Genomic DNA, 18,672 nt, shown 5'->3' on the forward strand with positions numbered 1-18,672 from the left:
GCCGAAATGAACCCCTATGAGAACCCCGCCCTCCCGATCGACGAGCGCGTCACCGACCTCCTCTCCCGGATGACGCTGGCCGAGAAGGCCGCGCTGATGTTCCACACCATGGTCGCGGTCAACCCGGACGGCACCCTGCACGAGCCGGCCGCCAAGGGCGGCATGTTCACCTCGACGAACTGGCTGGTCACCGACAGGCTGATCACCCACCTCAACATCCTCACCATGGCGCCGGTGCCGCCGGAGAAGATCGCCGAGTGGCACAACCGGATCCAGCAGCTCGCCGCCGGCAACCGCCTGGGCATCCCGATGACGATCTCCACCGACCCCCGGCACGGCACCGTCGACAACCCCGCGACCTCGGCCGCGGCGGGCGGCTTCTCGGCCTGGCCGGAGCCGATCGGCCTGGGGGCCACCAAAGACCCGGATCTGGTCCGCGAGTTCGCCGACACGGTGCGCCGCGAATACCTGGCCGCGGGCATCCGGGTCGCCCTGCACCCGATGGCCGACCTGGCCACCGAGCCGCGCTGGGCCCGCACGAGCGGCACCCTGGGCTCCGACCCCGAGCTCGTGTCCGAGCTGGTCGCGGCGTACGTCGAGGGTCTGCAGGGTGATTCCCTCGGCCCGGACAGCGTCGTCGCGATGGTGAAGCACTTCCCCGGCGCCGGCCCACAAAAAGACGGAGAAGACGCCCATTTCCCGTACGGGCGTGAGCAGGTCTACCCCGGCGGGCGCTGGGCCGACCACCTCAAGCCGTTCGAAGCCGCCTTCGCCGCCGGAGTCGCGCAGGTCATGCCCTACTACGGCATGCCGGTCGGCACCGAGCACGAGGAGGTCGGCTTCGGCTTCAACAAAGGCATCATCCAGGACCTGCTACGCGGCCACTACGGCTTCGACGGGGTGGTCTGCACCGACTGGGGCCTGGTCACCGACGCCGACGACGTGATGGGCGCGCCGATGGCCGCCCGCGCCTGGGGCGTGGAGAGCCTGGACCGGCTCGGCCGGGTGCAGCGGATCATCGACGCCGGCGCCGACCAGCTCGGCGGCGAGTTCGCTCCCGAGCTGGTGGTGGAACTCGTCGAGCGGGGCCGGGTCACCGAGGAGCGGATCGACGTGTCGGCCCGCCGGATCCTGCGCGACAAGTTCCGGCTGGGCCTGTTCGACGACCGCCGCTACGTCGACTCGGCCGCCGCGGCCGACACGGTCGGCACCCCGGCGTACCTCGAAGCGGGTCTGGAGGCCCAGCGCCGCTCGGTGGTCGTCCTCGAGGCGTCGGCGCGGCTGCCGCTGACCGAGGGCAGCACCGTTTTCCTCGACGGCGTCGACCCGGTGGTGGCCGGGCGCTACGCCAAGGTCGTCACCGACCCGGCCGAAGCCGACGTGGCGATCGTCCGGCGCGGCGCCGCGTTCGAGCCCCGCACCACGGGCTTCGAGACGTTCTTCCACGCCGGGCGCCTCGACTGGACCGGCGCGGAGATCGCGCCGGTGCTCGACCTGGCCGGCCAGGTGCCGACGGTCGTGGACGTGCTGCTCGACCGGCCGGCCGTGCTCACCCAGCTCTCCGGGAAGGTGGCCGGGCTGGTCGGCACGTTCGGGGTGAGCGACGAGGCGCTGCTGGACGTGCTGTTCGGTCGCTCCGCCGCCACCGGGACGCTGCCGTTCGAGCTGCCCTCCTCGATGGCCGAGGTCGAGGCGTCACGCGAGGACGTGCCGAACGACACCGAACACCCGCTTTACCCGTACGCACATGGGCTGACCTGGCCCGCTCGCTGAGCCGAACGGTTGCAAGAAGGGGGCGCGCAAGCGCCCCCTTTCAGTTTTCGCGGAGCCGGACCGATCCCTCAGAGGTATAACCCTCGCTCCGCTCCGGAAAGGCGTCGTCTTGAGTACCGCAACCGAACTGTCCCACCCGGCCCCACCGGTCGCCGCCCCGACCGGCGGCAACGGCCGCTGGTGGTCGCTGGTCGTGCTGGCCATGGCCCAGCTCATGGTGGTGCTGGACGCCACGATCGTGAACATCGCCCTGCCCACCGCCCAGGCCGACCTGGCGTTCTCGGACGCCAACCGGCAGTGGGTCGTCACCGGCTACGCCCTCGCCTTCGGCAGCCTGCTGCTGCTCGGCGGCCGGCTCAGTGACTTCTTCGGCCGCAAGAAGATGTTCCTCATCGGCCTCATCGGTTTCGCGCTCGCGTCCGCCCTCGGCGGCGCCGCGAACGGCTTCGAGATGCTGATCATCGCCCGCATCCTGCAGGGCGCGTTCGGCGCGGCGCTGGCCCCCGCGGCCCTGTCGCTGCTCTCCACGACGTTCACCGAGCCGGCCGACCGGGGCAAGGCGTTCGGCATCTTCGGCGCCATCTCCGGCGCCGGCGGCGCCGTCGGCCTGCTGCTCGGCGGCGTCCTCACCGAGTACGCGTCGTGGCGCTGGTGCCTCTACGTCAACCTGGTCATCGCGGCGATCGCCGTGGTCGGCGGCCTGATGAAGCTGCAGGACGAGAAGATCACCGACCGCAACAAGATCGACGTGCCCGGCGCGGTCACCGCGATCGCCGGTCTCGTCGGCCTGGTCTTCGGCCTCGGCAAGGCGGAGACCGACGGCTGGACCGCCGCCGGCACCCTGATCCCGATCATCTTCGGCGTGGTCATCCTGGTCGCGTTCGTGCTGATCGAGCTGCGCGTCCCGCACCCGCTGCTGCCCCTGCGCGTAGTCCTGGACCGCAACCGAGGCGGCTCGTACGCCTCGATCGGCATCGCCGGCGCCGGCATGTTCGGCATCTTCCTGTTCCTGACCTACTACCTGGTCGGCTTCCTGGGCTTCACCCCGATCCAGACGGGTTTGGCGTTCCTGCCGATGCTCGGCTCGATCATGCTGTCGGCGACGACGGCCGGCTCGATCCTGACCCCGAAGGTGGGCCCGCGCCCGCTGGTACCCGTCGGCGCCCTGATCGCCGCGGCCGGCATGGCCTTCCTGACCCGCCTGGACCTCGACTCGACGTACGCATCGGGCGTCCTGCCCGGCCTGCTGGTCATCGGCCTCGGCCTGGGCCTGGTCTTCGCCCCGACCCAGAACGCCGCCACCAGCGGCGTGGAGCACCGCGACGCCGGCGTGGCGTCCGCCATGGTCAACACCATGCAGCAGATCGGCGGCTCGATCGGCACCGCGCTGCTGAGTTCATTCGCGGCGAGCGCGGCGACGAACTACGCGGCCGGCAAGACCCCGTCCGCGCTGGTCCAGGCCCAGGCCCAGCTGTCCAGCTACCACACGGTGTTCTGGTGGTCGTGCGGCTTCTTCCTGCTGGCCGCCCTGGTCTCGGTGACGATCTTCCGCTCCGGCCCGCTGGACGTAGACCCCGACGCCCCGAAGGCCATGGCCCACTGACCCTCTGCCACGTGATCCCCGCCCGTGCTTCTTACGGGCGGGGATCAACTCGTTCCCAGGCGGAGACCACCGCGACGCCGGCCCGCACCTTCGCCCAGTCGACCTGCCTCGGTGCGGCGAGGCGCTGCGCAAGCCAGGTGCTGCGCTGCCGATGCTCGGCCCGCAGTTGCCCCAGATCAAGATCCACTCCGGCCGGCGGCCCGCAGCGTTCCAGCTCAGCGACCCGCTCATCCATCGCCGAGAAAAGCCGCCGATCAAAGTCTTCGACCGCCGCGAAGAACTCCACCGCCGGCATCACGACATCCCGTCGAGCCGGCCCGTCAAAGGTGCGCTCCTCAGCCGGCCGGATCTCCTGACTGAACACCACGACATCCCGCCCGTCGACGGTATGGCGCCAGGCACGCAGGATCGGCGAGTCGGTGAGGTAGCCGAAATCGACGAGATAGTCACTCTTCAGGTCAAAGGCGGCATCGACCCGGTCATCACCCATCCAGTCGTCGTCCTCCGGAAACTCACGCGCCCCGAACGACCCGTCCACAAACGAAAGGAGATCTTCGGGTACGGGCTCCTCCAGCGCCCACCGCAGCACGAGCAGGTCCTCCCAGAACCGCACGACGTAGTACGAGGGATAGGGCCGCTCAAGCGCCCACCGCCGAACGGCGTCATCGTGGTAGCGCAGAAACTCGCCATCCGGAAGCTCAACCCAGTACCAGCCACTGGTAAGCCCAAACCAATGCAGCTTCGGCCGCTCCCCACCCCAGGGCGGAACGTCAGCAAGGGGCCGAAGCTCAAACCGAAACATCGATCAATTGACCGCGTCACGGGCCGAGGTGAACCCCTCGATGGCCTCAAAGATGTCCGCGTCGACCTCTTGCTGCCAGGCCGGAAGCTGCTCCCACGGCGCGACATAGGCCGGCTTGGGGTTCTCGATCCGCAGGAACATCTGGGCGGTCCATCCGGCCGCGACGAACTGGCTCTTCTGAACTCGGGAGAGGCGTCGTGCTGCGCCCTCGCTGACGCGTAGGAGTTCGGCGACGAGCTGGCAGACCGCGGCCGCGCTCTGCCGCTCCCACTCCGGAGTTTCATCCCACGGGGTGACGTAGCTTGCCTTCGGCTCGCCGGGGTAGTGCTTGTTGACCCCAGCGATCCACGCCTCGCGGAAGATCTTGCCGGCTTCGGTGGACACGGGGAGCCCTTCTGTTGAGCTGGTCAATGCGACGAAAAGACCAGGTGCGCGATCTCGGTGTCCAGATTGCGGACATGCGGATCCTTCTTGAACCGGGCCAGCTCGGGGCGCAGGTTTTGCAGTTTACGAAGCACGACCCCGCCCGTCCGTCACCCACCTCGGCCCCCTCGCTGACGCCGCCGAGACGTGGAACCTGTACCGCCGCAACGAGGGGAAACCACGCGCCGGGACACCCCCTGCGTGAGGCGCGGTACCGGTGCGTCCTTGGGCTACTTTGGCCGGTATGCCGAGGGGACGTGTGGTGTCGATCCGGGTGGCTCGGATCTTCGACGGGGAACGGCTGCATCGCGACGGGGGCGTCGTCGTTACGGCCGAAGGACGGATCATCGAGGTACGCCTTGGTGAGCACCCGGACGACGTTGAACTTGTGGACGGGACTCTGCTGCCCGGGCTCGTCGACTGTCATGTCCATCTCTGTGCCGACGCCGGGCCGGGTGCGCTCGACCGGCTGCCTGGCGCCACCCCGGATGAGCTCACCGCCACCATCGAGAACTCGCTGCTGCTTCATCTGCTGGCCGGCGTTACCACCGTGCGTGACCTCGGTGATGTGCACAATGCCGTCCTCAGCCGCTACACCAGCTCGCCCAACGTGATCGCCTCGGGCACCCCGCTCACCACGCCCCGTGGTCACTGCTGGTTTCTCGGTGGGGAGGTGCGCGGGGTGGATGCGGTTCGCCGGGCGGTTCGGGACCGGGTGGCCGACGGGGCCGGCGTTGTGAAGATCATGGCCAGTGGTGGGGTGTTCACGCCTGGCACCGACACGGCCGGGACCCAGTTCACCGACGACGAGATGGCCGCGGCCGTCACGGAGGCGCACGCGCACGGGCTTCCGATCACGGCGCACGCGCATGCCCACGCCGCTGTCTGGCAGGCGCTGCGGGCCGGCGTCGACGGCATCGAGCACTGCACCTCGGTCGGGCCGGGCGGCGCGCACGTCGACGACGAGCTCGCGAAAGCGCTGGCGGACAGCGGCATCGTGGTCTGCCCTACGCTCGGCACCGATCCGGCGATCGTCGTGCCGCCGGAGATCCTCGCCATGGCCGAGCGGGCCGGGCTCACCCAGGCGATCCTGCAGGACGGGGTGGGCCGGCTGGCCCGCGCCGGTGTTCGCATCGTGGCCGGCTCCGACGCGGGGATCGGGCCGGCCAAGCCGCACGGCATCCTGCCTCGCACGCTGGCGGAGTACGTGGTCAGCGGGATGACCCCGGCGGCGGCGCTGACCTCGGCGACCGTGCATGCCGCCGAGGCCTGCGGTGTGCCGGATCGCAAGGGCCGGATCCGGGCCGGCTTCGACGCCGATCTGCTGATCGTCGAGGGGGATCCGGTCGCCGACATCACCGCCCTGCAGCGGCCGCTGCGCGTCTATCTGGGGGGCGAACCGGTTTACCATGACGGGCATCGAACAGCGAACTGATCTCGTGATTCCGGCCGCTGCGGTCGCCGGTCTGCAGATTCCGCCGCTTGCCGTCACCGACGGCACGGCCGATCCGGTCTGGGTTGACGTGCCGCTGTACCGGCGGCGGATCAAGCCGCCGCCGACCCAGCGGCTTCCGTTCGATCCGCGCAGCGCCCGGGTCGTTCGCCGCTACTTCTGGCTCGCGCCGTGGTCCGCTCTCCTGGCCGTCATCCTGATCGCCGTGTGGCTGTCCTCGGCCTTCACCGACCGGCTGCTGTCCGGCGGCTACGCCGTCGTGGTCTCGGCGATATCGTTCCTGTCCTACCTGGTGCAGTACCGCGGGCTCCCCCGCCAGCTGCCGTTCCGCACCCGCTTCGGCGACCTGCGCATCCCCGAGGTTCCCCAAGCGGTCGCCGCGGAGTGGGTGGACCGGAACCCGGCGGTGATCGCCACCGACGATCCGCCGCCGCACGCGCACACCCGGCGCTTCTACATCGGGTGGGCGAGCGGACTGCTGCCGGCCTCGATCCTCCTGGCGGTGGTGCTGGCCAACGACGGCCGCGAGGACTCGATCGTGCTCTGGATGCTGGTGCCGGTGCTGTTCTTCACCGGCATCGGCATGGCACTGAAGATCCCGGAGCCGGCGAAGCCCGGCACCGTCGTTCGTTGGCCCCGGTAAAAGTAACTAGCACGATCGGTGCGTATCGCCGTCCTGACGCCCTGTATACGCGGCTCATAACTGTCGATATCTTCGGCCACATGTCCCTGTTCGCCGCGCCGTTCGCCGACGGGCCGTCGAGGCTGGCCTGGTCGGCGGCCGTTCTCTCGTGGCTGCTGGCGGTGCCGCTCTGGTTCGTCACCAAGTTCGTGCTCGTCATCGCGCACGAGGGCGGCCACGCGCTGCTCGCCAAGCTGTTCTTCCAGAAGCTGAAGGGGATCTCGTTCACCTCGGGCGGCGGTGGCGCGACCGTGCCGGCCAACGACGTACCCTGGCTGTTCAATGTGTTGATCTTCTTGGCCGGCTATCTCGGGCCGTCGGCGTTCGGGCTGCTCGGCGCGTGGATGCTGATCCACGGGATGACCGCGCAGGTGCTGTGGGCGAGCCTCGGGTTCCTCGTGCTGATGTTGTTCGCGGTTCGCGGCCTTCTCGGCTGGCTGCTGGTGCCCGGCCTGATCGCCGCGATCTGGCTGATCGCGACCAGGGTCGACGAGCCGCAGCGGACCCTCTACACGCACATGTGGGTCTGGTTCCTGCTGATCGGCGCGGTCCAGCGGATGATCCTGTTCGTGCTGAACCGGCAGTACGACGACGACGTCAACGACTCGGTGTCGCTGCAGGCGCTGACCCTGATCCCGAGCGCGATCTGGGCCTTCCTCTTCCTGGTCGGCACGATCGCCGCGCTCACCTGGGGCGGCGCCCTGCTGCTGCGCTACGCCACCTGAGCGGCCGGGGCCGGCGCGCGGAACGCCGTGACGGCCACCGCGCCGAGCGCCACGACCAGGGCGACGTTCACCGCGACCGCGAGCCAGCCGATGTTGGCGATGTGCGCGACCGGCCACGCCAGCGCGGCCACGCCGAGCAGCGCCGCGGTCCACAGTGGCTGGGAGCGGCGCAGGATCACCGCGGCCAGCAGCAGGGTGAGCGGGAAGAACAGGCCGAGCGGCTTGATCAGGGTGGCGGCGCCGGTCGCGTCGACCAGATCGGTGTCACCGAGCGAGACGTGGATGGTGTTGAAGCCGTACGCGACGTTGCCGGCCGCCCCGAGCGCGCCCACGATCAGCAGGGCCGCGGCCCAGTAGCCGTCGGCGAAGGTCAGGAGCCGGACCAGGACGATGGTGTAGCCGATCGCGCCGAGGATGTGAAAGACCGCGGCGGTCGGGTCGGCCCAGCCGTTCACGGCGTACAGGATGTCGGCAATGAGGTAGATCGCCGGGCCGGCGATCAGCGATGCGGTGAGCACCCGGTCGAGTGGTGAGGTCATGCCAGTACGGTCGCGCCGCGGCCGGCCGTGGTCATCGGGGCAGGCCCGGCGATATCACCGGGTTAACCCTGGTCCCCTCGGCGCCGTGCGCTGGCACGATACAAGCGTGATCCGGGCCGGCACGCTGCATCGGGTGGCGGCCGCGGTGACCGTCGCCCTGGTCGGCGTCGGCTTCGCCCTCGGCGGCGTGCACCTGGCCAACCTGCACAACGGGCTCATCGCGGCGTCGTTCACCACGGTCGGGCTGTAAGTGGTGCACCGCCGCCCCGGCAACCGCGAGGGCATGCTGTTCACCGCAACGGGTGTCGCCCACGCGGTGATGTTCTTCGGCCGGCAGTACGGTCTGCGCCCCGGCGGGTCCTGGATCGGCTGGCTGGGCGTCTGGCCGCTGCCGCTCGTGCTGGTGCTGGTCGGCGTCACGGTGATGTGCTTCCCGTCCGGCCGCCTGCCCTCCAGGAGGTGGCGGCCGGTCGTCGGTGTCATGGCCGCGATCGGGCTGGTCCTGTCCGGGGTCTCGGCGTTGTGGCCGGTGGAGTACGCCCGCACCGGCCTGCTCGCCGCCCACCCCCTCGCCCTGCCCGGCGGCGCGGCCGCCGAGACCTTCTACGACACCGCCCGCCCGATCGGCTACCTGCTGTTCCAGCTGACCTGGGCGGTCTGCGTGGTGGTCCGGGTCCGCGCGGCGTCCGGCGACGAGGCAAGGCAGCTCCGCTGGTTCGTGTACGCCGTGACCGTCTCCGCCGCCGTGATGCTCCTGGGTTTCGTGCTGTGGCGCTCCCCGATCCCGGGCGTCCTGGCCGTCCCGCTGATCGCCGCCGCGGCCGGCGCCGCGATCGTCAAGTACCGCCTCTACGACATCGACCCGGTGATCAACAAATCGCTGGTGTTCGGCGCGATGGCGCTGGTGGTGACCGCGGGCTACATAGCCGTGGTGACCGGCATCGGCAGTCTGGTCGACGGCCACGGCACCGTGTTGTCGCTGATCGCCACCGCGGTGGTGGCGGTGGCGTTCGAGCCGCTGCGCCGGCGCGTGCAACGGCTGGCCGACCGGCTCGTCCACGGCCGCCGGGTCACCCCCTACGAAGCTCTGGCCCGCCTGTCGGCGCATGTGACCGCACCGCTCGACGGCATCTGCACGACCGTTGCCGACGCGATCGGCGCCCGCGAGGTGGTGCTCTGGACCGGCCCGCCGGAGGAACTGCGCGCGGCATCGGCCTGGCCGGCGACCGCGCCGCTCCCGCCCGAGCCACGGCGCCTGACCGATCTGGAAGCGACCCCCGGTGCTGCACGACGGCGATTTCCGCGGCGCGATCACCGTGACGAAGGCACCCGGCGAGGTCATGTCCAGCGCGGAGAAACGTCTGGTCGCCGACCTGGCCGCCCAGGCCGGCCTGGTGCTGGAGCTGCGGGCGACGGCGCAGCGCCTGGTCGCGGCGGGTGACGCCACCCGCCGCCGGATGGAACGCGACCTGCACGACGGCGTACAGCAGCGGCTGGTCACGGTGGCCATGGAGCTGGGCGGGGTGGTCCGGCAGGCCACCGCGGCCGGCGCCACCGACGTGGCGACCGAGGCCGACACGGTCCGAGCGCACCTGCTCGAGGCGACCGCGGAACTTCGCGAGATGGCCCGCGGCCTGCACCCGGCGGTGCTGACCCAGGACGGCCTGGAGGCGGCGGCGGGTTTCCTCGCCGACCGCTCCCCGGTCCCGGTGCGGCTGACCGTGGCGGTCGAGCGCCGGTTGCCGGCCGAGATCGAGGCCACCGCCTATTTCGTGGTCAGCGAATGCCTGACCAACGCGGCCAAGCACGCCGCCGCCACCCTGATCACCGTCGAGATCCGGCAGAGCGAGGCCGGCCTGACCGTCGAGGTGGCCGACGACGGCTGCGGCGGCGCCGCGAAACGGCCCGGCGGCGGCCTCCAGGGCCTGGCCGACCGGCTGGCGGTCCTCGACGCCCGCCTACGAATAGACAGCGCAAGCAACGGCACGAGGCTGCGGACGGTGATCCCGTGCGGGTGATGCTCGCCGACGACGCCGTCCTCTTCCGCGAGGGCCTGGCCCGCATCCTGGCCGACGCCGGCTTCACGGTGACCGGCCAGGCCGGCGACGGCAATACCCTGCTCGACCTGATCCGGGCCGATCCCCCGGACGTCGCGGTGATCGACCTGCGGATGCCGCCCGGCTACGCGGCCGAGGGCATCGAGACAGCCGCCGCGATCCGCGCCCGAGCCCCCGCGGTCGGCCTGATGCTGCTGTCCCAGTACGTCGAGGTGCACCACGCCCTGCGGCTGATCAACGAGTTCGACGGCGGAGTCGGCTACCTGCTCAAGGATCGGGTCTCCGACCTGGCCGCGTTCGGCACCGACCTACGGCGGGTAGGCAGAGGCGACACGGTGATCGACTCCGACCTGGTGGCCCGGCTGGTGGCCCGGCGCCGCGAACGCGACCCGCTCGACAATCTGACCGACCGCGAGCGCGCCGTGCTCGCCCTGATGGCCCAGGGCCTGTCGAACGTCGCCGTCGCCGCCGACCTGCACCTGGCGGTGAAAACCGTCGAGGCGCACGTGACCGCCATCTTCACGAAACTGGGCCTGATCCAGCACGAACGCGAGCACCGCCGGGTGCTCGCGGTGCTGACCTTCTTACGGGCATAGAAAGGCCCGTAAGAAGGTCAGGAAACCAACTCAGACCGCGAAACCCCGGTGCCGGCGGACCAGCTTGCGCAGCATGAACACACTCTGCGCGATGGTGGCGATGTAGAGAATCGGCCAGCCCAGCGACAGGATCGCCGACTGGACACCCACGCTCTGCTGGGTCCAGGCGAAGATCGCGCCGCCGACCACGGCGAGGAGCACCACCAGCGGCATGACGTACGCGGAGCCCTTGCCCTTCTCGGCGTTTGCCTGGGCGGCCCAGTTGTCCTGGTCCGACTTGGCGAGGAACTGGGTCCAGGCGGAGAGGAAGTGGCCCATCCGGATCCACATGTACATCTCGGCGGGGAGGATCAACGCCGCGTACAGAAGGTCGGAAGCGCTCTTGTCCTTCATCGCCATGGCGAGGCGGAAGTTCAGGAGCATGGCGATGACCGGCGGGATGAGCCAGATCGGGTTGAACACGAACGCCTTGATCGACAGGGCCGCCACCAGCAGCAGCAGGAAGCCGAGCCGGGAGCCGATGTTGAACAGCATCGAGATGTTCTCGTACCAGCGCAGCCGCAGGTTGGGGTGCATCGGCTGGCCCTTGTTGTCGCCGCGCTGGCCGGGCCAGAACAGGTCGATGGCGCCGAAGTTCCACTTGACCTGCTGGCCGTGCAGGGCGCGCAGGTTCGTCATCGGGCCGACGTAGGCGCGGGCCGAGGCACTGATCTTGGTGCTGTAGCCGGCGTCCTTGATCTGCAGCGACAGCTTGCTGTCCTCGACCTCGCTGTCGCGGACCCACGGCGCCTGCTGGTGGTGCCGGATCATCACGGTTTCCAGGGCGCGCATGTTGAACAGGCTGCACTGGCCGCCGAGCACCGCCATGTTGCGGCCGCGGAGCAGGTTGTCCATGTTGAACGCGGCGAACTGGGCCCGCTGGCCGGAGATCAGGAAGCGGGCCATCGCGCCCTTGATCCGGTTCTTGTCGATGCTGTAGATGGCGCTGAGCCCGCCGATCCGCGGGTCGTCGGTCATCTCCAGCTCGAGGCGTTCGACGGTGTCGCGGGCGAGGGTGGTGTCGCCGTCGACGCCGAGGATGAAGTCGTAGCCGCGGGACAGGAAGTAGCCGTAGTTGAGCGCGCCGACCTTCTTGTCCGGGTTGACGCCCATGTCGTGCACCTGGACGGTGGTGACGAAGTCCTCGCCCTTCACCGTGCGGGTGTGCACGCCCTGGAAGCTGCGGGCGATCTCGGGGGTGTCGTCATCGGTGTTGTTGATGATGACGTGGATGATGTCCGGCAGCCGGGTCTGGGCCAGCAGGCTCTTCAGCACGTCGCCGATCGTGTCCTGCTCGTTGTAGCAGGGAATGATGCAGCTGATCGTGGCGTGCCGCGGGGTGGCGGAGGACGCGCTGGCGGCGATCTCGCCGGCCACCGATTCGACCGCTTCCAGGGCGTGCAGCTGCGGCTCCGGGGCCGGCGGCAGCGCCAGCGTTCCGGCCTTGGCGCTGCGCGGCAACAGGATCTGGCGGTCGGTGGCCCGGCGCAGGCCGGGGCTTGACTCGGTCATTCGTTGGCACCATCCGTGAGCAGCGGCAAGGTCAGGGTGTCGAGGGCGGTCGATCGGTAGTAGCTGTTCGACTTCGGGGCGGTCTCCACGAGGAGATCCAGCCGGAAAGTCAGCGTGAGCGCCGATGCTCCCGCCGTCGCTGCCGGCACCGTCACCACGGTGTTGTAGGGGTAGGGCGGGGTGACTTCGAACTTGCCGCTGTCGGTGGTGACGATCGCGCGTTTGGTGCCGTCGTCCTGGGTCACCTGGAACGTCGAGACGTTGACCCGATGGGTGCTGTCGGTGTCCTCGATGTGCACGGCGACGTTCAGGTTCTTGACCGTCTCAGCGGTGTAGAGCTTGGCGTTGTCCGTGGTCCAGTAGGTGATCTGGACCGTGAAGGTGCCCTGCTTCAGCTTGTGGACGACCGAGCCGGTGTCCAGCGGCCCGCTCGGGCGGGTCGCCACCTTGGTCGCGACCGCCTGAATCGTGGCCGCCGCGGTCGGCGACGGCGAAGCGCTGGGGCTGCTGGAAGGCTTGGCGCCGACCAGCGGTTTGCTGCTGCTCGTCAACTCCTTGAGACTGCTGCAGCCGCTCAGGCTGCCGCACAGCATGGCGGCAGTCAGGGCGGCGGCCACGCTTCGGGGAAGGCGGGTACTCATATTCGGCTAGTCCCTGGGGGTCGGGGCCGGGTGTCGATCACCACCGTCGGCGCCGAAGCCGCCTAGTTGAGCCTTCCTTCGGTAGCAATTGCCACCGAGCCGCAACCGGCCGACTACCTCAAGAAGTCGACCGACCGCCGGACGAGGGCCAAGGTCGCCTCGTCGTCGAGCTCCGGGAACATGTGCGTGGCGCCGGGAATCAACTCGACCGTCGCCGAAGTGCCGGCCGCGCGCAACGCCTCAGCGAGCCGCGAGCTCTGCCGCGGCGGAACGGCCAGGTCGGCGGTGCCGTGCAGGAACAGGAACGGCGGCGCCCCGGCCCGGACATGATGCACCGGCGAGGCGGCGGCGGCCAGGTCGGGCCGTTCGTCGATCCCGGCGCCGATCAGCTGCCCCTCACGCGAGCCGGCGCTGCGGTCACCGGTGCCGCCGGCCTCCTCGATATCCGTCGACAGGGCGTCGAAATCGGTCGGCGGGTACCAGCACACCGACGCGGCGATGCGATTACCGGCGGCCAGGGCCGCCAGAGCAGCCAGGTGCCCACCTGCGGAAACACCCCACGTCACGGTCCGTTCGCTTTCTATTCCGTACGACGTACGAGCGGCCGACAGGAACCGCAATGCTCCGGCCACATCTTCCGACTGCGCCGGATAGACGGCCTCGAAGCTCTTCCGGTAGCTGACACTCGCGATCGCGATGCCCAGACCGGCCACCGTCTCGAAGAAGCTCGGCTGCCATTTGGCCGCGGCCCCGGGCCCTTGCGTGCGGTCGCCGAGCCGCCAGCCACCACCATGCAGGTAGACGCAGAGGGTGGTGGCGCCGTCCGGAACGTACAGATCAATCGTGTCTTGATTCAGGCCCTTGAAAGCCCTCATGCGACGGCCGGCGCCTTGTGCAGCCGGCCCGCCTGCATGATGACCTTGAGGTTGTCCTTGTCCTGCAGGATCGTCACGTCCTCGGCCGGGTTGCCCTCGACGACCAGCACGTCGGCGACCCAGCCGGGCTTGAGCAGGCCGATGTCGCCGAGGTCGAGCAGTTGCCCGCCGAGCTCGGTGGCCGCGTTGAGCGCCTCGAGCGCCGTGTAACCGAGCTCCTTGACGAAGAGTTCGAGGTCGCGGGCGTTGCGGCCGATCGGGTTGTTGGGGAAGCCGTAGTCACCGCCGGGCAGCGCGCGGATGCCCCGGCGCCGGATCTCCGGGTAGACGGCCCGCATGCCGTCGAGCGCGGCGACCGAGCCCATCTTCTCGGCGACCTCGCGGGTGATGCCGTATTCCTCGCCCTCGTACACGTTCGCGTAGATGATGCCGGGGGCGGGCGAGACGAACACCGTGTCCTTGACCGATTCGAGCAGGTCGAGAGCTTCCTCGTCGGCGTACGTGCAGTGGTAGATGCTCCGGAAGCCGGCCTTGACCGCGAGCTTGACCGACTCGGCGGACTGCGCGTGGCAGTTGAGCCAGACGCCCGACTCGCGGGCCTGCGCGCCGGCCGCCATCGCCTCTTCCAGCGTGTATTGGGTGATCTGGGAGCCGCCCGGCACGAACACGTCGTCGTTGCTGAGCAGGAACTTCACACTGTCGTACCCCTGCGCCGCCTGCTCGCGCACCCACCGCGCGCACGCCTCCGGGCCCTGCCAGTCGGGCTCGGTGTGCCCGTCCGGCCGGACCGGGTGGTTGTCGCGCTCCATGCTCGCCGCCCGCATCCGCGGACCGGGCACCGCACCGGCCTTGATCTTGTCCCGGAGGATGACCTCGACGGGCATCGGCAGGATCGAGCCGGCCGAGTAGGCCGAGGTGAAGCCGTGGTCGAGCAGGATCGCGGCGTTGCGCTCGGCCCGGGCGAGCTCGCTCGGCAGGCCCTCGATGTGGTGAAAGAACGAAACGTCCAGGGGAGGGTTGAACGAAGGGTCGATATGCCCGACGGCCGACGGGAAGGTGAGATGGCTGTGCGACTCCACCATGCCCGGCATAACCGTGCCGCCCTGGGCATCGACAACTTGGTCACCACCGTGCTCGTCGCGCCAGCCGGCCCGCACCTCGACGACCCGGTCGCCCTCGACGACGACCTCGCCCGGGGTGGGGGCGCTGCCGGTGCCGTCGAAGACCAACCCGTTGGTGAAGACCGTGCGTGCCATCGGCTGAGCCCCTTCTTTGGCCTTGCTTTCACTCTGCGAGAGTGGCTTTCCATCAGTTGTTACCCGAGTGTTTCCGCTCACCACCTGCGGTGTCAATGGTCACAACCGAGCTTTCAGCAAACTTGTATTTCTCGCTCTGCGAAAGTAGCTTCCATGGCGTGACTCGCTCAGTACCCACCAAGCCCGCCGTGGCCGGGAAGCCCGAATACCGGGTCGAGGCCTTGGCGAAGGGCCTGCGCATCCTGTCGCTCTTCACCGAGCAGCGGCCGACGTGGCGGGTCAGCGACATCGCGCCCGCGGTCGGCATGCCGCTGCCCACCGTCTACCGGGTGGTGATGACGCTGACCGCCGAGGGCTACCTGGACCACCTGCCCAACGGCGACTACCGCCCGGCCGTGCGGGTGCTCACCCTCGGCGGGGCGGCGCTGCGCAGCCTCGACCTGGTCACCGCGGCCACCCCCCGGCTGCAGCGGCTCGCCACCGAGACCGGCGAGACGGTCAACCTGGCCGTCCTGACCGGCGACAAGGTGCTCTACCTGGTGCGGCTGCGCAACTCCGACCTGGTCACCGCGAACATCCAGGTGGGCTCGACGCTGCCGGCCGTGCACACGTCGATCGGCAAACTGCTGCTGTCGTTCCTCTCCCCCGCCGACCTGACCGAGCAGGTCACCGACGCGTCGTTCACGCTCAACCACGGCCCGAACGCCAAGCTCTCCCTGGACGAGCTGCACGGCGAGCTCACCAAGATCAGAAACGACGGATGGGCCATGCAGGACGAGGAATTGGCGTACGGGCTGAGATCCGTCGCCGCCCCGGTCTACGGCCGCGACGGCTCCGTCGTGGCCGGCGCCAACCTGGCCGTGCAGTCGCGCGACTGGTCCAGCCAGCGCATCGTGCGCGAGCTCAAGCCGGTGGTCGCCGAAGCCTGCCGGGACATCTCCGCCCTCCTGGGGTACACCGGATGAACCGCCCCCTGACCCCGTTTTCGCCCGCCGACCTCTCCGCCGGCCAGCGGGAGCTCTACGACGCGATCGCCGGCGGGCCCCGGGCCGCCGGTGGCTCGCCGTTTCCGCTGCTCAACGCGGACGGTGGGCTGGAAGGCCCGTTCAACGCGATGCTGCTGCAGCCGTCGGTCGGGTCGGCCCTGCAGGCCCTCGGCAGCGCGGTCCGCTACGGCTCGACCCTCGACCTGCGCTGCCGCGAGATCGCCATCCTCACGGTCGCGCGGGCCTGGGCGAGCGCCTTCGAGACGTACGCCCATGAAGCCGTCGGCCGGTCGGCCGGCATGACCGACGCCGAGCTGGCCGCGCTCCGCACCGGCGACGAGTCGGTCTTCCCCGACCCGCGCGAGCGCCTGGTCCTCGCCACCACCACGGCCCTGGCTGCTCGCCACGATCTGACCGACGACGAGTACGCCGCGGCCGAGGACGGGCTCGGCCTGCCGGTGCTGTTCGAGCTGACCACGCTGGTCGGCTACTACGCGACCCTCGCCCTGCAGCTGCGGGTGTTCCGGGTGGCCGCTCCTTAAGTCGCGCCCGGCACGGCCGATGGACCGGCCGTGCCCCTGCTGAGCCTGTACGCCGCCACGAACGCCGTGCTCGTGGTCCTGTACGGCCTGCTACCGGCCGAGATGAACCGCTCGTGGATCTTCCTGCTGGTCACGCTGGGTGCGATGCCCGCGATCGCGGTGGCCCTGCGCCGCGCGCCGGCCGGGGCGCGGCAAGCCTGGTGGCTGCTGCTCGCCTCGATGACGCTCTACAACATCGGCAACGTCATGTGGCTGTGGCTGGTACTCGCCGACGGCCGGACCACCGGCGACGGCAGCGCCGCCGAGTTCTTCCTCACCGGCGGCAGCGTCCTCGTCCTCGGCTCGGCCCTGATCGTGGTCGTCCAGCGCGGCAAGCGCGACATCGGCGGCATCATCGACTCGGTCATCAGCGCGCTGGCGCTGACCGGCATCCTCTGGGACACGCTGCTGCTCCCGGCCCTCAGCGACCAGGGCGCGACCACCGGCCGCGAGGCGGCCGTCTTCGTCAACGTGCTGGTCATGGCGGGCACGCTCGGCGCCCTGCTGCGCATCTCGTTCGCCGGTTCGGACGCGCTCGCCTCGGTCCGGCTGCTGACCCTGGCGGTCGGCATCGCCCTGTTCGGCAACGTGGCCGGCGCGCTGGCCGTCGACCCGGCCACCGGCGCCCGCGCCGACTGGACCAACATCACCTACCTGGCCGCGTACGCCGCCCTCGGCTGCGCCGCCCTGCACCCGTCGGTCGCCGCGGTGACCAGGCCCGGCGAAGCCCCGGTCGACAACCTCAGCACCGGCCGGCTGGCCTTCCTCGGCACGATGATGGCGCTGAGCCCACTGGTCGGCGGCGGCCGGGTCATCTTCGGCCTGCCCACCGACGGCGTCCTGATCGCCATCTCGTCCGCCGCCCTGATCCCCCTGGTCATGATCCGGATCGCCCGCCTGTCCAGCGCCCGCCGCCGCGCCGAGCGAGCCCTGCACCGGATGGCCACCTCCGACCCGCTGACCGGCCTGCCCAACCGCGCGGCCTGCGTCGACCACCTGACCGAGGCCCTGGCGTCCGACCCGACCGGCCTGGCCGTGCTGTTCTGCGACCTGGACGGCTTCAAGCCGGTCAACGACCGCCTCGGCCACGCCGCCGGCGACGACCTATTGGTCGCGGTGGCCGACCACCTGCGCCGCGACCTGCGCGACGGCGACCTGGTGAGCCGCTTCGGCGGCGACGAGTTCGTCATCATCACCCGAGGCGACCAGGCCGTCGACGTGATCGCCGACCGCATCCGCACCCTGGCCGCCCACCCCCTGACCGCGGCCGGCACCGAGGTCCGCATCGGCGTCAGCGTCGGGATCGCCCACGCCCACCCCGACGACACCACCGACGGCATCCTGACCAGAGCCGACCTGGCCATGTACGAGGCCAAGAAGGCCAAGACGATCGGCGCCCTGAGTCTGTCCGTAGCCGCCTGACGAGTGGCTAAAGGTCACGCCACACGTGCGGCTCCAGGTAGGAGTGCCACCCGTGGAAGAACCAGTCCGCCAGGTCGCGCAGCCGCTCCAGGCATTCCTCGTAATACTGCGCCGCTCCGGCCGGGGGAAGTTCGGGTGGCTGGTCCACTCGGCGACGAAGTGTGCGACGTAGTAGAACCCCTCCGCCATCCAGCGCGGCACGTCGTCACAATCTTCGTACTGCTTGCAGACCACGCGCATCGCCCGCTCCAACCGGCTGAACGCCGCCCGTTCCCACACGAGGCCGCTACCCCGGAGGCCCAGAAGAAAGCTGCCCTCCGACGCCTCGAACTCCCGCCGCAGCACCGTCAACGCGTCGTCCACGTCAGCATTTTGCCAGCCCCCACCAGCCGCCCCCTTGCTCTGCTTACGCAGCGCACGCATGCGCGCCAGACGCCCCGCTCTGCTCACCCAGAGATCAGGGCCCTCGGTGACGCTCAAGCCGACGTCGAAGCCCTCCGGCAGCCCGCATCGTTGGCGCCTGGTCGTGGATTCGGTAACTGTTCACATGGCTTCGACCGAACGCCGCCCAGGTCAGCCGGTTGCTCAAAGATCGACCGGAGCCGGAGCCGGGCCCACCGACTTCGCGGAAGTCGGGGCCTCGCCCCAGCGGCCAGCGGCCGAAATCCAGGAAAACGGGCTCTCGCCAGCGGGCCGAAGCCGGGCCA

At 70.0% G+C, this 18,672-nt stretch carries 20 protein-coding genes; 12 read left to right on the forward strand and 8 right to left on the reverse strand.

Annotated features, from left to right (window positions below; translation table 11 throughout):
* Positions 1-6 precede the first annotated feature (6 nt).
* Together Adu01nite_RS45600 and Adu01nite_RS45605 are read left to right on the forward strand one after the other, a co-directional pair.
* Positions 7-1,773 carry a glycoside hydrolase family 3 protein gene (locus Adu01nite_RS45600; RefSeq protein ID WP_203735658.1) on the forward strand — a complete coding sequence of 589 codons (1,767 nt, stop codon included), beginning with the start codon at positions 7-9 and terminating at the stop codon, positions 1,771-1,773.
* 109 nt (positions 1,774-1,882) lie between these two features.
* On the forward strand, positions 1,883-3,376 hold the full coding sequence (locus Adu01nite_RS45605) for a DHA2 family efflux MFS transporter permease subunit (RefSeq protein ID WP_239133204.1): 1,494 nt from the start codon (positions 1,883-1,885) through the stop codon (positions 3,374-3,376).
* Between the two features lie 31 nt (positions 3,377-3,407).
* Here Adu01nite_RS45605 and Adu01nite_RS45610 read toward each other — a convergent pair whose 3' ends face one another.
* Together Adu01nite_RS45610 and Adu01nite_RS45615 are read right to left on the reverse strand one after the other, a co-directional pair.
* A complete protein-coding gene (locus Adu01nite_RS45610) occupies positions 3,408-4,178 on the reverse strand; it encodes a DUF5984 family protein (RefSeq protein ID WP_203735659.1) in 771 nt (256 codons plus the stop codon).
* A gap of 3 nt (positions 4,179-4,181) precedes the next feature.
* Positions 4,182-4,562: a hypothetical protein gene (locus Adu01nite_RS45615; protein ID WP_203735660.1), complete on the reverse strand. Its 381-nt coding sequence runs from the start codon at positions 4,560-4,562 to the stop codon at positions 4,182-4,184.
* 283 nt (positions 4,563-4,845) lie between these two features.
* Here Adu01nite_RS45615 and Adu01nite_RS45620 point away from each other — a divergent pair, with 283 nt between their 5' ends.
* From Adu01nite_RS45620 to Adu01nite_RS45630, 3 genes are all read left to right on the forward strand, one after another.
* Positions 4,846-6,036, forward strand: a complete 1,191-nt coding sequence (locus Adu01nite_RS45620) for a metal-dependent hydrolase family protein (RefSeq protein ID WP_203735661.1) — start codon at positions 4,846-4,848, stop codon at positions 6,034-6,036.
* Positions 6,037-6,040: 4 nt separating this feature from the next.
* On the forward strand, positions 6,041-6,697 hold the full coding sequence (locus tag Adu01nite_RS45625) for a hypothetical protein (protein WP_203735662.1): 657 nt from the start codon (positions 6,041-6,043) through the stop codon (positions 6,695-6,697).
* An 80-nt stretch (positions 6,698-6,777) separates the two neighbouring features.
* Positions 6,778-7,461: a M50 family metallopeptidase gene (locus Adu01nite_RS45630; RefSeq protein WP_203735663.1), complete on the forward strand. Its 684-nt coding sequence runs from the start codon at positions 6,778-6,780 to the stop codon at positions 7,459-7,461.
* Here the strand turns inward: Adu01nite_RS45630 and Adu01nite_RS45635 are convergent.
* Positions 7,449-8,000 (reverse strand): hypothetical protein, encoded by a 552-nt coding sequence (locus Adu01nite_RS45635; RefSeq protein WP_203735664.1) that lies wholly within the window; start codon positions 7,998-8,000, stop codon positions 7,449-7,451. The two genes, Adu01nite_RS45630 and Adu01nite_RS45635, sit on opposite strands and share 13 nt — an antisense overlap.
* Positions 8,001-8,085: 85 nt before the next feature.
* Between Adu01nite_RS45635 and Adu01nite_RS45640 the strand changes: the two genes are divergently transcribed.
* The 4 genes from Adu01nite_RS45640 to Adu01nite_RS45655 are packed head-to-tail and all read left to right on the forward strand — an operon-like array spanning position 8,086 to position 10,653.
* A complete protein-coding gene (locus Adu01nite_RS45640) occupies positions 8,086-8,250 on the forward strand; it encodes a hypothetical protein (RefSeq protein ID WP_203735665.1) in 165 nt (54 codons plus the stop codon).
* Positions 8,251-9,441: a hypothetical protein gene (locus tag Adu01nite_RS45645; protein ID WP_203735666.1), complete on the forward strand. Its 1,191-nt coding sequence runs from the start codon at positions 8,251-8,253 to the stop codon at positions 9,439-9,441.
* Entirely contained in the window at positions 9,341-10,018 is a 678-nt protein-coding gene (locus tag Adu01nite_RS45650) for a sensor histidine kinase (RefSeq protein ID WP_203735667.1), read from the forward strand. The genes Adu01nite_RS45645 and Adu01nite_RS45650 overlap by 101 nt, the downstream gene beginning before the upstream one ends.
* Complete coding sequence (locus tag Adu01nite_RS45655) at positions 10,009-10,653, forward strand: response regulator transcription factor (protein ID WP_203735668.1); 645 nt, start codon at positions 10,009-10,011, stop codon at positions 10,651-10,653. The genes Adu01nite_RS45650 and Adu01nite_RS45655 overlap by 10 nt, the downstream gene beginning before the upstream one ends.
* Before the next feature lie 30 nt (positions 10,654-10,683).
* On the opposite strand, the gene Adu01nite_RS45660 is transcribed toward Adu01nite_RS45655, so the two are convergent.
* The 4 genes from Adu01nite_RS45660 to Adu01nite_RS45675 form a co-directional block, all read right to left on the reverse strand.
* On the reverse strand, positions 10,684-12,204 hold the full coding sequence (locus Adu01nite_RS45660) for a glycosyltransferase family 2 protein (RefSeq protein WP_203735669.1): 1,521 nt from the start codon (positions 12,202-12,204) through the stop codon (positions 10,684-10,686).
* Complete coding sequence (locus Adu01nite_RS45665; protein ID WP_239133205.1) at positions 12,201-12,845, reverse strand: hypothetical protein; 645 nt, start codon at positions 12,843-12,845, stop codon at positions 12,201-12,203. The genes Adu01nite_RS45660 and Adu01nite_RS45665 overlap by 4 nt, the downstream gene beginning before the upstream one ends.
* A gap of 113 nt (positions 12,846-12,958) precedes the next feature.
* A complete protein-coding gene (locus tag Adu01nite_RS45670; RefSeq protein ID WP_203735670.1) occupies positions 12,959-13,720 on the reverse strand; it encodes an alpha/beta hydrolase in 762 nt (253 codons plus the stop codon).
* Positions 13,717-14,976, reverse strand: coding sequence for an amidohydrolase family protein (locus tag Adu01nite_RS45675; RefSeq protein WP_203735671.1), 1,260 nt, complete (start codon positions 14,974-14,976; stop codon positions 13,717-13,719). The genes Adu01nite_RS45670 and Adu01nite_RS45675 overlap by 4 nt, the downstream gene beginning before the upstream one ends.
* Before the next feature lie 158 nt (positions 14,977-15,134).
* Between Adu01nite_RS45675 and Adu01nite_RS45680 the strand changes: the two genes are divergently transcribed.
* The 3 genes from Adu01nite_RS45680 to Adu01nite_RS45690 are packed head-to-tail and all read left to right on the forward strand — an operon-like array spanning position 15,135 to position 17,965.
* A complete protein-coding gene (locus tag Adu01nite_RS45680) occupies positions 15,135-15,941 on the forward strand; it encodes an IclR family transcriptional regulator (protein ID WP_239133206.1) in 807 nt (268 codons plus the stop codon).
* Positions 15,938-16,504 (forward strand): carboxymuconolactone decarboxylase family protein, encoded by a 567-nt coding sequence (locus Adu01nite_RS45685; RefSeq protein WP_203735673.1) that lies wholly within the window; start codon positions 15,938-15,940, stop codon positions 16,502-16,504. Before Adu01nite_RS45680 ends, Adu01nite_RS45685 begins: the two co-directional genes overlap by 4 nt.
* Positions 16,505-16,534: 30 nt before the next feature.
* On the forward strand, positions 16,535-17,965 hold the full coding sequence (locus Adu01nite_RS45690) for a GGDEF domain-containing protein (RefSeq protein WP_203735674.1): 1,431 nt from the start codon (positions 16,535-16,537) through the stop codon (positions 17,963-17,965).
* A gap of 7 nt (positions 17,966-17,972) precedes the next feature.
* Here the strand turns inward: Adu01nite_RS45690 and Adu01nite_RS45695 are convergent, their stop codons facing one another.
* A complete protein-coding gene (locus Adu01nite_RS45695) occupies positions 17,973-18,113 on the reverse strand; it encodes a hypothetical protein (RefSeq protein WP_203735675.1) in 141 nt (46 codons plus the stop codon).
* Between the last annotated feature and the right edge of the window lie 559 nt (positions 18,114-18,672).

It is taken from the genome of Paractinoplanes durhamensis, from assembly GCF_016862175.1.
Taxonomy (GTDB): domain Bacteria; phylum Actinomycetota; class Actinomycetes; order Mycobacteriales; family Micromonosporaceae; genus Actinoplanes; species Actinoplanes durhamensis.